This is a genomic window from Kitasatospora sp. NPDC023120 (genome assembly GCF_055560835.1).
Map to the genome: position 1 here is coordinate 19,828 of NZ_JBVHHY010000016.1, position 13,119 is coordinate 32,946.

15 protein-coding genes and 1 tRNA gene are annotated in these 13,119 nt (G+C 69.2%); 6 read left to right on the forward strand and 10 right to left on the reverse strand.

Annotated elements, in window-relative coordinates; all coding sequences use genetic code 11:
- The first annotated feature begins 60 nt into the window (after positions 1–60).
- Positions 61–258 (forward strand): hypothetical protein, encoded by a 198-nt coding sequence (locus ACZ3TI_RS23430; RefSeq protein ID WP_465729192.1) that lies wholly within the window; start codon positions 61–63, stop codon positions 256–258.
- Between the two features lie 105 nt (positions 259–363).
- On the opposite strand, the gene ACZ3TI_RS23435 is transcribed toward ACZ3TI_RS23430, so the two are convergent.
- The 6 genes from ACZ3TI_RS23435 to ACZ3TI_RS23460 form a co-directional block, all read right to left on the reverse strand.
- Positions 364–1,557: a hypothetical protein gene (locus ACZ3TI_RS23435; protein WP_465729194.1), complete on the reverse strand. Its 1,194-nt coding sequence runs from the start codon at positions 1,555–1,557 to the stop codon at positions 364–366.
- 425 nt (positions 1,558–1,982) lie between these two features.
- Positions 1,983–2,192 carry a hypothetical protein gene (locus tag ACZ3TI_RS23440; RefSeq protein ID WP_465729197.1) on the reverse strand — a complete coding sequence of 70 codons (210 nt, stop codon included), beginning with the start codon at positions 2,190–2,192 and terminating at the stop codon, positions 1,983–1,985.
- Positions 2,189–2,311, reverse strand: coding sequence for a hypothetical protein (locus ACZ3TI_RS23445; protein ID WP_465729199.1), 123 nt, complete (start codon positions 2,309–2,311; stop codon positions 2,189–2,191). The genes ACZ3TI_RS23440 and ACZ3TI_RS23445 overlap by 4 nt, the downstream gene beginning before the upstream one ends.
- Positions 2,308–2,547: a hypothetical protein gene (locus ACZ3TI_RS23450; protein ID WP_465729201.1), complete on the reverse strand. Its 240-nt coding sequence runs from the start codon at positions 2,545–2,547 to the stop codon at positions 2,308–2,310. The genes ACZ3TI_RS23445 and ACZ3TI_RS23450 overlap by 4 nt, the downstream gene beginning before the upstream one ends.
- Before the next feature lie 244 nt (positions 2,548–2,791).
- Positions 2,792–3,745, reverse strand: coding sequence for a methyltransferase (locus tag ACZ3TI_RS23455; protein WP_465729203.1), 954 nt, complete (start codon positions 3,743–3,745; stop codon positions 2,792–2,794).
- A 140-nt stretch (positions 3,746–3,885) separates the two neighbouring features.
- Complete coding sequence (locus ACZ3TI_RS23460) at positions 3,886–5,130, reverse strand: ParB/RepB/Spo0J family partition protein (RefSeq protein WP_465729205.1); 1,245 nt, start codon at positions 5,128–5,130, stop codon at positions 3,886–3,888.
- A 525-nt stretch (positions 5,131–5,655) separates the two neighbouring features.
- Between ACZ3TI_RS23460 and ACZ3TI_RS23465 the strand changes: the two genes are divergently transcribed.
- Positions 5,656–6,189, forward strand: coding sequence for a hypothetical protein (locus ACZ3TI_RS23465; protein ID WP_465729207.1), 534 nt, complete (start codon positions 5,656–5,658; stop codon positions 6,187–6,189).
- Between the two features lie 13 nt (positions 6,190–6,202).
- Positions 6,203–7,000 (forward strand): hypothetical protein, encoded by a 798-nt coding sequence (locus ACZ3TI_RS23470; RefSeq protein WP_465729209.1) that lies wholly within the window; start codon positions 6,203–6,205, stop codon positions 6,998–7,000.
- Positions 7,001–7,022: 22 nt separating this feature from the next.
- On the opposite strand, the gene uppS is transcribed toward ACZ3TI_RS23470, so the two are convergent.
- The 3 genes from uppS to ACZ3TI_RS23485 form a co-directional block, all read right to left on the reverse strand.
- Positions 7,023–7,772, reverse strand: coding sequence for a polyprenyl diphosphate synthase (gene uppS / locus ACZ3TI_RS23475; RefSeq protein ID WP_465729211.1), 750 nt, complete (start codon positions 7,770–7,772; stop codon positions 7,023–7,025).
- Entirely contained in the window at positions 7,760–8,668 is a 909-nt protein-coding gene (locus tag ACZ3TI_RS23480) for a recombinase family protein (RefSeq protein ID WP_465729213.1), read from the reverse strand. The genes uppS and ACZ3TI_RS23480 overlap by 13 nt, the downstream gene beginning before the upstream one ends.
- 118 nt (positions 8,669–8,786) lie before the next feature.
- Positions 8,787–9,032: a DNA-binding protein gene (locus ACZ3TI_RS23485; RefSeq protein ID WP_465729215.1), complete on the reverse strand. Its 246-nt coding sequence runs from the start codon at positions 9,030–9,032 to the stop codon at positions 8,787–8,789.
- Between the two features lie 157 nt (positions 9,033–9,189).
- Between ACZ3TI_RS23485 and ACZ3TI_RS23490 the strand changes: the two genes are divergently transcribed.
- Positions 9,190–10,776, forward strand: a complete 1,587-nt coding sequence (locus ACZ3TI_RS23490) for a tyrosine-type recombinase/integrase (RefSeq protein ID WP_465729217.1) — start codon at positions 9,190–9,192, stop codon at positions 10,774–10,776.
- 242 nt (positions 10,777–11,018) lie between these two features.
- Here ACZ3TI_RS23490 and ACZ3TI_RS23495 read toward each other — a convergent pair.
- A tRNA-Ile gene (locus tag ACZ3TI_RS23495) sits at positions 11,019–11,092 on the reverse strand.
- A 191-nt stretch (positions 11,093–11,283) separates the two neighbouring features.
- Between ACZ3TI_RS23495 and ACZ3TI_RS23500 the strand changes: the two genes are divergently transcribed.
- Positions 11,284–12,153 (forward strand): trypsin-like serine peptidase, encoded by an 870-nt coding sequence (locus ACZ3TI_RS23500; RefSeq protein ID WP_465729219.1) that lies wholly within the window; start codon positions 11,284–11,286, stop codon positions 12,151–12,153.
- Between the two features lie 128 nt (positions 12,154–12,281).
- Positions 12,282–13,037, forward strand: a complete 756-nt coding sequence (locus tag ACZ3TI_RS23505; protein WP_465729221.1) for a trypsin-like serine peptidase — start codon at positions 12,282–12,284, stop codon at positions 13,035–13,037.
- Positions 13,038–13,119 lie beyond the last annotated feature (82 nt).

Sequence of the window (13,119 nt, forward strand, 5' to 3'; positions counted from 1 at the left end):
GGGAGGTCGGACCGGCCTGCCCTGCGCTGGATCGGCTCGACCTCCCAAAGGAGGTCCAGCGTGGAACGCAATCCGCTAACACTCACGCTACTTGCCGCTTGCATCTTCTTGATCGGCTTGCTGGCAGGTTTCATCTCGGGGCTACTGTCGCGCGCTGACGGCAAGCCGTGGCCCACCGCAGTGCGCGACGGCGGAGCGGGATTCTTCGCAGCCGTGGTGCTGTGCCTCACCGCGGCGGCCTTCTTTAGCCGGGGGTAGGCCCACCTGCACAATGCGCTTCCGTACACGGGCGGCCCGGACGGTCACGTTGAGGTCCGAGCCTACCCGGCGGCTGGTGTCTCGCCCTAGCCGCCGTCAACGCGCCTATGAGAAACGGCCGGGGGGACGAGCCTTGAGGCCTCGAAGCCAGTTGATCGCGGCCGCCCGGCTGACAGCCTCCGCCTGGTAGTGCAGGTCTTCCTCGCCTCGGGCTCGGGGGTTGGGGCCGAAGCCGAGTCCTTCTTCGTCGGCCAGCATGAGGGTGTTTCCGTGGGTGATGAGAGAACGCAGCCGGTACAGCGCATCGGCGCCGTCCCAGTCCTCGTGGATGTAGTCCTGGAGGAACTCCTTGAACTGGGCGCGCGCCCCCTTGGCGGTCGGCGTTGCGGCGGCCAGCACTTCGATCGACTGAACAAGAGCCTGGTAGCTGGCCGAGAGGCTGTGGTGCTGGAGAAGGCGGGCTTGGTGGTGCCAGAAGGCTGCACGCAGGAACTCGCGCTGGCTGCTCCGGCCGAGCGTGTGGAACCGGTCGAGGTCGGCTCCGAGCGTCGTCGGCAGAACAAGCGTCGGATGCCACTTTAGATCCCAGGGTGCGGCGTCGTACAGGTCGTCCGCCGAGGCCATGACGGGAAGGTCCGCCTGCTCAGCGAGTTCCTCGCCGACCGCTTCGAACTCCCGGATCAGATGGACCTGTTGCATGCAGACCGACTCGCGTTCCGCACCATCGGAGGTGGCCGGCGGGAGTACCCATGCGGTCCGGATGGACCGCTCGGAACGGTCCATCAGCTCGGGCACGAGGAAGGTCAGCACCAACTTGGTGTGTCGGACAGCCCGGTCGCGTCGGTAGGAATCGATCTGGTGCCCGATGGCGCCCTGGTAGGCGACCTCGCACAGCAGGGGGTGAAGGTCCGACCATTCGTGGGCCTGTGGCGCTTCTGGTGGCGGCTGGCGGAGGACCAGGCCGTCACCATGCGCCCAGTAGCCGCGCGCGGGTCGCCCGGAGTAGAGGATGAAGCGGGCGACCTTGCGCACGGGCGGAACCAGTAGTTCTTCCCGGACTCGCCGTTCGAGACCGAGTACGACTTCGTCGGTTAGGCCGAGTTGGGGCAGGATTCGGCAGAGCCTGCCACGCGAGTACTCGAGGAGCAGGGCTGCGGGCGTCGCGTCGGGGTAGAGCACCCGCGTGTCGTCGATGGGCGAGGCTGAGCCGAACTCGGACATCAGCAGTGTGGCGAGTTCCCCTTGGTCAACCTCGGAGAGGTGAAGCCGCTTCTCGATCTCTGCCTGGGTCAACGTCACGGGGTACTCCACTGCGGGTGTGCTGTCTGCGGTCACCGTAGTGGCACGGCGCCGACCAAGGCGCGGGGATTCTCCTGCTTGATCGGCCGGGGCGATGACCTCGACGACCAGCACCAAGCGGAGAGCAAGTAGGAGGCGTTGGGGCGCAGGAGCCGCCGGCATGCGCCTGCTCGTGCGTCGCGCGCCGTCTGGCTGGCTCGACAGGGTTGTTGCAGGCTGGTTCCGCTCGGGGGTGTGAGTTGCCTCCGGTGGAACGCCACTCGGGGAGGTGGGCAGCCAAGCCGGTCCACGAATAGCCGCTGCTGCGGCCAACTCGCCGCCCGGTCCTGCCCTGCCCTGCCCTGCCCTGCCGGACGAAGAACGGGTCGGCGCTGGTAACCGTCCGGCGCCGACCCGTTGCCTTGCCTCGTTCTGCTGTCGGGCCCCTACTCCCGTGCGCCGTCTGCGACTCGCGCCTGCTGGGGCGTCATGGTGCCTGCGCACAACTGGTAGACGAGCTCGGCGCAGCTGCAGAACTTCTCACACGCGGAGTCGATCAGGTCGCGTGCGGTGTCGAGCCGCTCGTACAGCTCGTCGAGCTGGTCGTCGGTGATGGTGCTGGCGGTTGGCCTGCTGCTGACGGCGGGAGTGCTCATCGGTTGTTGCACCGGCAGAGGCTGGACACCGGGTCGCACCAGGAGTCGCAGGCCTTGCACCAGACGGCTCCGGGGAAGGGCGGGGTCCGGTTGGGCTCGGTGTCGGAGGTGGTGTTCATGTCGCCTTCGGTGGGGTCGGTCGGGACGCAAGCGCGCGCAGGAGTTCGGCGCGGTGCTCGGTGGCGTGCGGGTCGGGCCAGCGGCGGCTGTGGCGGCGCGGCTTGGGGCGGGCCGGCGTCGCGAGGGCCGGTCGAGTGCTCTCGGCGATCAGGGCCGGCAGCGGGCCGTACCGCTCGGTCATGACCCGTTCGTACAGTTCCGGGTCGGGGGTGCCGTCTGCCTGGTAGGTGTCCACGCTCTTCCTTCGGGTACGCGAGGACCCGCCCCAGGAGTGGGTGGGGCGGGTCCGGTTCATGGGGTGCGGTGCCCTCTGTGGCCTCATCTGGAGGCCGGTGCCGGAGCGGGTGGGGCGCGGGGGATTGCCGCCCGTCAGGCACGGTGTGAGGGCGCCGCGTTGCCATGGCGCTGTCGCTGAGGTTCCCGGATGGGGCGGTCACCTCGGCGACGAGATGACCATAGCACTTTGGTTAAGTTGCCACCTATCTTTGGCTGACGATGTGGTGGAGGGAGACCCCGAAGCCGAAGCCGTCGAACGGGGGCGTGCCCAGCTGGTCGGTGTCCTCCAGCAGGAACAGCCCGTCCTGACGGGCCTTCTCCGGCGGTCGACCGAAGTCCGCCGGGGTGAGCCCCTGCCACTTCGCCGGAACGTCGGGCTTCCGTGGCGGCGGGGGCGCGTCCAGCTCGACTGGGACTGGGATCCGGACCGCTACCGTCCTGACGGCAGTCCCGCTCTCCCGGAAGGCGTCCGCGGGCAGGTGCTGGAACTCCCCGCCGAACTGCTCGACCCGCTGGCGGAACCTCACCAGGTGCGGGCTGTCGCCCATGATCCCGTTGCTCATGACCGCCACCAGCGTGCCGCCCGGCCTGACGAAACCCTCGGCGTGCTGGACGTGGCGCAGGTCCGCCCGGCCAGCGAACGGCGGGTTCATCACGACCGCGTCGTAGTCGGGCCGCCTGGGCCGCTTGAGGAAGTCGGCCACCGCGACCGTCCGGGCGTACTCTCCGGCACGTATGCGGGCGGCGGAGTCCGCGTCCAGCTCGATGCAGTCGACGACCGCCCCACGGGCGGCGAGGCGCTTGGCGATGGCACCGTCCCCGGCCGAGGGCTCCAGCACGGCCTGTCCGGCCCGTACCTGCGCGAGGTCGATCAGCTGCTCGGCCAGAGCCGCCGGGGTGGGGTACATCTGCCGCTCGACGGTGCGCTCCCGTGCGGTTCGTACCTCCCCGGCTTCTAGGATTTCGGCGAGCACCTCGGCGGCGGGCCGCTCGAAGACGTGGGCTCCTCGACCGGGCACATACCGGCCGCCGACAGCGACCAGGATCTGGTTCACCCTGGCGTACTGCTCGTCGTTGAGCTGGGCAGGTAGACGCAGGTCGTGCCCGTTGCAGACGGCCTCGTTGAGGGCGGCTCGTTCGACCGGTTTGATCTTCACGGCTCTCCTTCGGGTTCGGGCGCCCACCGGCGGTGTCCAGCGGGCACAGGGGGAGGAACGGGGTCAGTGATGGCTGGTCGTGCGAGGGCCTGCGGCACGGGGAGGGGGCGGCCCGGCTTGGGCCACCCCCTCCCGGCAGGTCAGGCGGCCAGCTCGACGGCCGCCTCAGCCTTGCCCGCGTCCGCCTCGGCCGTGCTGGCGTCGGCATCAGCGGGGCCCGGCTCGCTGACCTCGGGCTGCGCGTCGGCCGTGGCGGTCTCGGCGGGCGCCTGCTCCGCCTTCGCGTCGTCGGCCGCCGCATCCTGACTTCCGGTGAGGTTTGGGGCGACCGCGTCGGGGTTGACAACGATCTGCCGGGCGTCGGCCGCCGACTTGGCCTGCTTGACCTGGAACCGGGCGGCGGCGAGGGCCTTACCGAGCCGGTCCAGCTGCTCCAGTCGGGCGCCGAACTGGCCGTCGAGGGCGATGACCAGCTCGGGGAGCGTCATCTTGCTGAGGGCGTCGAGGTCGGCGATGGCGCGCTCGGTCTTGTCGAGCTTGCCGCGGGTGGCGCGCTGCGCGCTCTCCCGCTCGGCGCGCTGCTCCTCCGTCAGCTCCTCGACCTCCAGGATGAACGGCTGATCCTGCTGCTGCTTGACCTGGTAGGCGAAGTGGACCAGGTCGTTCTCGGTGGGGAAGTCCCCCTTGGCCCACTTCTTGAGGACGGCGGCCTGGTTGGCCGGGTTGAGCTGCGAGATCTGGACGGCAGCCTGGGTGCGGATGGCACCCTTGTTGACCTGCTCTGCAACCTCGGATACCAGGTCGAGCAGACGCAGGCGCAGGTTGACGTACTGGGTCGTCTTGCCGAAGTCGCGGGCAACGCTCTCCGGGGTGGCACCGTCCTCCTCGGCGAGGATCCGCTGGAAGGCCTTCGCCTCCTCGATCGGGGTCATGTCGGCGCGGTTGAGGTTCTCGGCAACCTGGTTCTTGAACGTGCGGATGGAGTACAGCTCGTCGCTGATGACCGCGTCGATCGTCTCGGCCTCGTTCATGTGGGCGGCGCGCCAGCGGCGCTCGCCGACGACGATCTCGTAGCCGCCGTGCGCGGTGCAGGGCGTGACGATGATCGGCTGGAGCTGGGTGTGCTCGGCCATTGAGGCGGCAAGCTCCATGAGCGCGGCGGTGTCGAAGAACTCCCGCGGCTGACGCTCGTTGCGGTGGATCTGGTCGAGCGGGATGGCCACCACTGCGCGACCCTCAGGCGCGGGGGCATTGTCGGTGGCGGCGACATCCTGGGCGACCTCGACGACCGGGGCGGCCTTCGGGGCCTCCTTGCGGGCTGCCGGCTTGCGGGTCGCGGTCTTGGTGGCGGCGGTCTTGCGGGCGGTGGTGGTCTTGACGGTCACTTCGGGCTCCACTCCAAGAGGTGGGGGGCGTCTCCCCGCTTCCTTATGCCTTAATTTTATACGCAAAAGGAGGGGGGTGCAATCCCGAATTTTGAAGTTTTCGCAGGTCAAGCCAGGTGCTGGTCAGCGCGCCCCGCCGCCGCCCCGGCCCCCCCGAGGCTCATCATCGATTCTCGCGGCATCCACCAGAGCCACCAGGCACAGCGCATGGTCCGCAGCGGCGCCCCCCAGCACCGGACGGCCAGAGTTCTCGGCCTCCTGAACACGCGCCAGCACACGGTCGCGGTCGATCATCAGGAATTCCCCCTCGCAGCCCCTCGGCTGCGGATCGCGTCAGCGAAGATGCGCACCACGGAGCTGCCGGCTACAGCCTCGGCAGCACACCCCCGGACCGTCCATGATCAACGGTCTTCAGGTAGCTTGCATCGTGAACAACCGATTGTCAACGAAAGCTAACAACCGGCGAATGGGAGCGTTAGTGCAGGTGGTGAGCACGACAAGGCGCTCCGGAGCCTGGACGTGGCGATGAGCGATCGACCCGTCCCCACCCCCCCGAGGACGCTGGCCGCCAAGCTCGACTACCTGCTGCGCCGCACGGCCGCCTCCCTCGGATACCGGCCGACCGTCCGCGAACTTGCGGCGCGGACCGCACCCGCCCCCGGAGAGAAGCCCGCCCTGTCGCATGTGGTCATCAACGACCTGCTTAATGGCGCCAAGGTGAATCCTCCGTGTACTACGCTCATCGCGGTCGCGCGTGCGTTCGATACCCCATCGGCGTACCTGCTCCCTGGCTGGGATGACCTCACCGGACTGGCCGCGTACGAGCAGGAGCCAGGGATTCGGGAGGCTGTACGACTCGTCGCCGACCTCGGCCCCGAGGCCGTGGACGACCTGCTCGCAGCCGCCCGGGAGATCCGAGCCCGACGCGCTCCAGGAGCACCCCCGGTCCCCGAGGTGCCGGTGGTCCCGGAGCTGCCACCGGAGCCGGCAAGGCCTGGCCGGAGACGAGGAGGTCGGCGCAGCGACGCCGACATGGCGGCTCGGGCCGCCAACAACTGAGGAAGGCAACGAAGTGGGCGATGCCCTGATCTTCGGGCTCTGCACCGCTGTTGGGCTGGGCGCGACCGCTCTGAACTTGCAGGTGGCCTGGCGCCGGCGACACGATGAGAGCTCCGGAATTTCGCGGTGGGCGCGCGCCGCCGCGTTCGCCGTGGTCACCGTCGGCGTGCTGCTGGCCGTGCCCGCCGTCGCCGGTGCCGTCGAGTCGCTGACCGGCGTGCCGAACATTGCCAAGCTCGGCGCGCATCTGTGCGCCGTCGCCTGGTGCTGCAGCCTGCAGATCATGCTCGTCGACTGGGCGTACGAGCAGTGGGCGGTGCCCACCCACGTCGGATACAGGATCTTCATCGCCAGCGGCGTCACGGCGGCGCTGATCCCCCTGTTCATCGCCGCCTCCGACGACGCACCCGGTCTCACCTACACCACAGACTTCGCGGGGAACCGGACCGTCATGTCCTACCTGCTGGTGTACCTGTCGTACGTCGCTGTCACCTGCGCCGAGTTGGTGTTCCTCTGTTTGAAGGCAGGCGGCATCAACCGCCGGGCCGGGCGCCGCCAACAGGCCATCGGGCTGCGGATCGCCTCCGTGGCGGCCTTGTTCGGCATGGCGTACGGGGTCAGCAAGGGGTCGTACCTGATCAGCTACCACACAGGCCGCCCCTGGTCCCTCGCCTTGGAGCAGAAGCTGTCGCCGGCGCTGGCGGGCGTCTCCATCATGGCGCTGATCGTGGGCTTGTCGATCTCGGCCTCCTCCGCGCTGCGCCGCACCCCGTCTGCGGCGTCCAGCAGGGCGAGTGGGCCCACGGACTGACCGTCGTACCGGGCGCCGCCGATCACACCCCTCGGGTGCGCAGGCGGCGCCCGTACGACTCCAGTGCCTTGTCGAAGTCCGTACGTGTCAGGTCGGGCCACAGCGTCGGGCAGAAGTGCAGCTCGCTCTGGAAGCCCTGCCAGGGCATGAAGCCGCTCAGCCGTTGCTCGCCCGAGGTGCGCAGCACCATGTCGGGATCGGGCTGGCCGCTCGTGTAGAGGTGCCGCTCAATGTCCCGCTCCTCCAGGGCGTCCGCAATCTGGTCTGCGTCGTAGCCGCGGGCGGCCAGCTCGACGACCGTCCGGCGGAAGGCTCCGAGCAGCTCCTCCCGGCCGCCGTAAGCGACCGCCAGGTTGACCTGCATCGCGCCCGGCTGCGGCTTCTCTGCGTTGGCCACCAGGTGCATGATGGCGGCCGTGCGGCGGGGGAGCAGCCCGAAGTCCCCGATCGGCCGCACGTCCCAGCGGCCGTCGCAGTGAAGGTCGAGCACCAGGTCCTCGATGATGCTCAGCAGCGGGGCGAGTTCGCCGTGCGGTCGCCGCAGGTTCGCGACCGACAGGACCCACAGGGTGACGACCTGGATTCCGCTGTCCGAGCACCAGTTCAGTACCTCGTGGACTTTCTCTGATCCGGCGCGGTGTCCGTCTGCGGTGGACAGCTGGCGGGCCTTCGCCCACCGGCGGCTGCCGTCGACGATGATGCCGAGGTGTCTCAGGTCTGTGGCGGACGTGTCGTCGAGCTGGACGACGGCATCCGGGGTCAGCTGCGCCATCGCAGCACCACTCTGCCGGGCTCGATGTGTCGGACGCCGCGCGCGGAGGCCTTGTTGACCTCGATGGCGTCGAGGAGGAGGCCGGCCAGGGCGCGCTTCGAGGCGGCGGGTGCGTGCTCCCACCACCTGATCGCGTCATCGACGTCCGTGAGGTGCGGGGCGTTGACGGTCTGCTCCAGGAAGCGCAGACGGGCGCGCAGGGGCTTGATCTGTTCGGCAGCTCGCTTCTCAACAGCGGCCAGAGTCTGGCGGGTCACCTCCCCCGCAAGGTAGGAGTCGGCCAGCTCACCGGCGGCCTTCTTCAACTGTTCGAGCTGCTGACGGACCTCAACAGCCTGCGCGGCGCGCTCGGCACGGGCGGCTTCGATCCGCTTCTGAGCGCCAGGCCGGAGCAGTTCCGCGAGAACGTGTTCGCCGACGTAGTCCTCCAGCACGGCGGCGGCCACGCGCACCTTCCCGCACACGTCGCAGCGGTAGCCCGGCGTGTCGGCGTTCGAGCGCGCCGAGACCATCGGGTCGGCCGACTCGCCGCAGATCGCGAGGCCGCCGGTGAAGAGGTACTCGTAGGTGTCCTCGCGCTGTTCGACGACGGTGTCCGCGTCGATCGCCTGGATCTCGTGGAACTCCTCGGGCGTGATCATGGCCGGCTTGCCGCTCTCCACCAGCTCACCCTGATCGTTCCGGGTGAGACCGGCGATCTCCGGCGTCCGGAGCAGGCGGCCGACCGTCATGGACGTCCATTCCGACCCGCGGGTGCCGCGAAAGCCCTCGCTGTTCATCCACCCGGCGATCGCCGCCTTGGGCTGGCGGAGGAGGCGCCGGGAAGCGGCGCCTTGTACGCCCGGTACCTCTGACGCGCGTAGACGCTCAAAGGAGCTGTCCTCGAAGCCGAACATCCGTGGCGCCATCGGTCCTACCTAGCCGTTGCTGTTGTCGCTGCTCGCCCACCCCGCCCCCGAGACAGTGGCAACTTGAAGTTAAGTTGCCACCATCTTGAGCGCGGTCGGCATCGCCTTACCGGAGCACCACCGGCACCCCGAGGATCTCCCACAGCGACGCCGTGGAAACCTTCGTGGTCGCCCCCAGCCTAAGCGTCGTAGCCGGGAAGTCGCCCGAGCGGATCAGTTCCATCGCCTTGTTCCGGCCGATACCGAGCGCCCTGGCAGCCGTCTCAACGTTGACGATGGCTGGCAGATCGAGAAGCTCACGCAGAGTCAGGACACCGGACCCCGCCGAACTTGCCGTTGTTGCAGTTGTCACAGCTGCCGCGTTTCTCCCCCGCGCACAACTGCTTCGCAGCATACGGCACTGTCACCCGCTTAGGGCAAGATGGATCGTTCGGGGACCAGCTAAAGCGCGTTAAAACATCACCCACCTAACCCTGTGTAACCGAGCGACGCCTATGGGGGGCGAGAAATTGTTCGAGGAGAAGACATACAAGCGGTGCGGCTGCCACGGGCCGCTAGTCCACAAGCGAGGGCCACTCAAAGGCAAGCCAAGGCTGGACGCCGAAGGCAACCAGCTGACCGGGCCCCTGGACAAGTCGTGCCCACTGCTCAACCGGCGTGACCATGGCTCCTGGTACTACAGCATCGAGCTGGACACCAAGGTCGGCGGAAAGCGCCAGCGCGCCATCAAGGGCGGCTACAAGACCCAGAAGAAGGCCGCCGCGGCGGCCAAGACGGCCTACGAGAAATCCCGGGCCGGACTGAAGGTTCTCTCGAAGGAGACGCTGGGCGACTACATGATCAAGTGGCTCGAAGGGAAGCAAGACCTCGCCACGACCACGGTTCCCGGGTACGAGCGGCACGTCCGCCTGTACATCGGCAAGTACATCGGCCACGTCCCGCTGATCGAGCTTGACGCGGATCACATCCGCGAGATGTTCAAGGCGATCAACGATGAGAACGAGCGGCGTGACGCACACCGGGCCCAGGTCGAAGCCCTCGCCGAGGATGCCCAGGCGAAGGGGCTGATATGGCGCCAGACACCGCCCGGCGACGGCCGAGCCGAAGCCCGGGCTGCCTGGAACGAGGCCAAGGCCCGCCTCTCACAGGAACGCAAGCAGCTTCGACGCATAACCGACACTCCGACACAACACCGCATCAAAGCAACACTGTCGTCCGCCCTCGAAGACGCCGTCAAGGCGCTGAAGATCATTCGGAACTGGGCCGCCTTGGTTGAACTGCCCACCTACAAGCGTCCCAAGGCGCTCGTCTGGACGGCCACCCGGGTCGCGGAGTGGGTCCGCACCGGCGAACGACCGTCGCCCGTAATGGTGTGGACGCCGGAGCTCACCGGCACCTTCCTGGATGCCGTCGTCGAGGACCGCCTCTACCCGCTATGGCACCTGTTCGCCCTGCGCGGACTCCGCCGCGGCGAAGGCTGCGCCCTCCAGTGGTCCAGCATCGACCTTGAGGCCCGGACCATCCACATCTCTCACCAAGTGGTTGCGATCGCCAGCCAGGTCTTCAAGGAGGACCCGAAGGCCGACAGTGTGAGGACAATCACCATCGACCGCGAAACGGTCGAGCTGCTCCGGAGGTGGCAGGCGCAGCAAGTCGCGGAACGTGAGGCCTGGAACGAGGCCCACAAGGGCGACCTCTGGAAGGACACTGGCGCGGTCTTCACCAAGGAGAACGGCGAGCCGTACCACCCCGACTACCTCACTCACCGGTTCGAGCTGCTGATCACGAAGGCAGACCTGCCGCCCATCCGCCTTCACGACCTCCGGCACGGAACCGCTGGCATCTCCAACGCGGCAGGCATGTCCATGAAGGACATCTCCGAGCTGCTGGGCCACTCCGGGATCCAGATCACAGCCGACACCTACACGTCGGTGTTCCCCCAGTTCCAGCACGCTCAGGCCGAGGCGACCCTTGCCGTGGTACCCCGAGCGAACCGGGTGACGCCGGCGGCGGAGGCCACCTCGAAGGCCGCCGACCCAACACGGCGCGAGCGGGCAGCGAAGAGGAAGCGGATCCGGGTAGCAGTCGGCGTCTGAGGCATCACGTCTGCGCGGGGATGGGGCCCGCGTGCCTCGTGAAACTCACGCCGGGTTCTGCTCAACGGTTCCCAGGAAACGACTTCACCGTCGACCCGTTCCCATGGCGTTCCCATCTGGGTGAAACCCAGCGTGGCATCCCGGGTTCCTGCTAGGTCTTGGCCTACAGTTCCAGTCGCAGGAGCCGACGTTTTCGCTGGTCAGAGCACATTTACTGCTGACGCCCTGGTGGCAGTTCAGGGTGGGGCGGGTGGGACTCGAACCCACGACCAAGGGATTATGAGTCCCCTGCTCTAACCGGCTGAGCTACCGCCCCGGTTCGCCGCGCGCGCCGGTCGTCGGCCACGGCAGCAGCAGACGGCCCCTGACGAGGCCGTCCCGGGCAGCATAGCCGGTCGATCACCCGTGGTGCGCGCCGGGGGCGCACCTGGGTGCGCGACGGACGCGCCCCTCCCGGCGGCGCAGCCCGGGTGGCGACGGGGCGCCCGTCCGGGGCAGCCTGGGCGGATGACGATACGTAGGGCGGGGACGGGCCCCTGGAGCGGGGCGGCGGCGGGGGTGCTCGCGGTGGTGCTGGCCGCGGCGGGGTGCACCACCTCGGCACGGCCCGGCGGGGGCGTGCCCACGGTCACCTCGGCGCCGGCCACGGCCGCTTCGGGGGACAGCCACGGCTGGAACCGGCAGCGACTCAAAGGCGCGGTCGGCCGGCGCACCGGGGTCACCCGCACCGCCAAACCCACCGTGCTCAACGGCCTGGTCGGCGCGGTGTTCACCCGCAACGCCGACGGCGACCACTTCTGCACCGCCAGCGTGGTCGACAGCGCCGGGCTCAACCTCATCGTCACCGCCGCCCACTGCGTCTGGGACCCGAAGCTCGGTCAACGCAGCGACCTGGTCTTCGTCCCCGGCTACCGGGACGGCGACACCCCCAGCGGCGTCTGGCCGCTGCTGGCGGTCACCGTGGACGACGGCTGGAAGGACCACGCCGACCCGGACATGGACGTCGCCTTCGCGGTCGTCCAGGCCCAGAACGGACAGCAGGTGCAGCAGGTGCTCGGCGCCAACCGACTGGGCGTCAACCGCGGCTACCGGCTACCGGTGAAGGTCACCGGCTACCCCGGCAGCAGCGAGGTCCCGATCACCTGCTCCAACACCACCTCCGAGCAGAGCCCCACCCAGCTGCGGATCGACTGCCCCGACTACACCGGCGGCACCAGCGGCAGCCCCTGGGTCACCGACTTCGACCCGGCCACCAGGACCGGCACCGTGGTCGGTGTGATCGGCGGCTACCAGGAGGGCGGCGACACCCCGGGCACCTCGTACAGCAGCTACTTCGGCGACCGCGTCCAGGCGCTGTACGACCGCGCCACCGGCTGACCGGGGCCGGGCAGGCCCGGTGCGGGCATCCGGCGGTGGCGCCGCCCGGCACGGCCTGGTAGATCTTCCTCACGAACGGCGGAACGCACCGTCCCGGTGCCCGCCCCGAGGAACGAGACGGAGCCCCGATGGCCCCCCGCCCGGTACGGCCCGCGCGCACCGCACGCACGGCACGTACGGCCGCGCTGGCGGCCCTGCTGCTCGCCGTCGGCACCGCCTGCGGCGGGCAGGACGGGGCGCCGACCGCCGAGGTCGCGCAGCGGAGCGCCGCCCGGGACCGCATCGGCACGCTCTCCATCCGCACCGCGCAGGGCCCCCGGGCCTGCACCGCGAGCGTCGTGCAGAGCCCCCGGCACAACCTGCTGGTGACCGCGGCACACTGCGTTCAGAGCCGCCGGATCGGGCGGCTGGACGGCCTGGTGTTCACCCCGGGCTACCGCAACGGGTCGACCCCGTACGGGACTTGGCCGGTGCAGTCGGTCACCGTCGACCCGCGCTGGGCGGCCGGCGACGACCCCGAGTACGACGTGGCCTTCGTCACGGTGGGCCCGGTCGACGGCCGGCAGGTCGAAGACGCGGTCGGCGGCAACCCGATCGGCACCGGGCAGGGCTTCGGGCTGTCGGTCTCGGTGACCGGCTACCCGAACGAGAGCGACGAGCCGATCACCTGCTCGGTCCGGACCCGTTCGCAGAGCGCCACCCAGGAGCGCTTCGACTGCGGCGGCTACACCGACGGCACCAGCGGCAGCCCGTGGGTGACCGAGAAGGGCTCGGTGATCGGCGTGATCGGCGGCTACCAGGAGGGCGGGGACACCCCGAGCACCTCGTACAGCGTCACCTTCGACCAGCGGGTGGCCGACCTCTACCGGAAGGCGACCACCTGATTCCGGGCAGTGTCACGACGTGACGTACGCGACACCCTGCGGCGACAACACGAAGGCCCCCCGGTCGACCGGGGGGCCTTCG

Bases quoted from the DNA above. Each gene is read 5' to 3' on its own strand.
- ACZ3TI_RS23440 (WP_465729197.1), bottom strand. From the start codon at position 2,192: ATGAGCACTCCCGCCGTCAGCAGCAGGCCAACCGCCAGCACCATCACC.
- ACZ3TI_RS23445 (WP_465729199.1), bottom strand. From the start codon at position 2,311: ATGAACACCACCTCCGACACCGAGCCCAACCGGACCCCGCCCTTCCCC.
- ACZ3TI_RS23465 (WP_465729207.1), top strand. From the start codon at position 5,656: ATGAGCGATCGACCCGTCCCCACCCCCCCGAGGACGCTGGCCGCCAAG.
- uppS (WP_465729211.1), bottom strand. From the start codon at position 7,772: ATGGCGCAGCTGACCCCGGATGCCGTCGTCCAGCTCGACGACACGTCC.
- ACZ3TI_RS23480 (WP_465729213.1), bottom strand. From the start codon at position 8,668: ATGTTCGGCTTCGAGGACAGCTCCTTTGAGCGTCTACGCGCGTCAGAG.
- ACZ3TI_RS23500 (WP_465729219.1), top strand. From the start codon at position 11,284: ATGACGATACGTAGGGCGGGGACGGGCCCCTGGAGCGGGGCGGCGGCG.
- ACZ3TI_RS23505 (WP_465729221.1), top strand. From the start codon at position 12,282: ATGGCCCCCCGCCCGGTACGGCCCGCGCGCACCGCACGCACGGCACGT.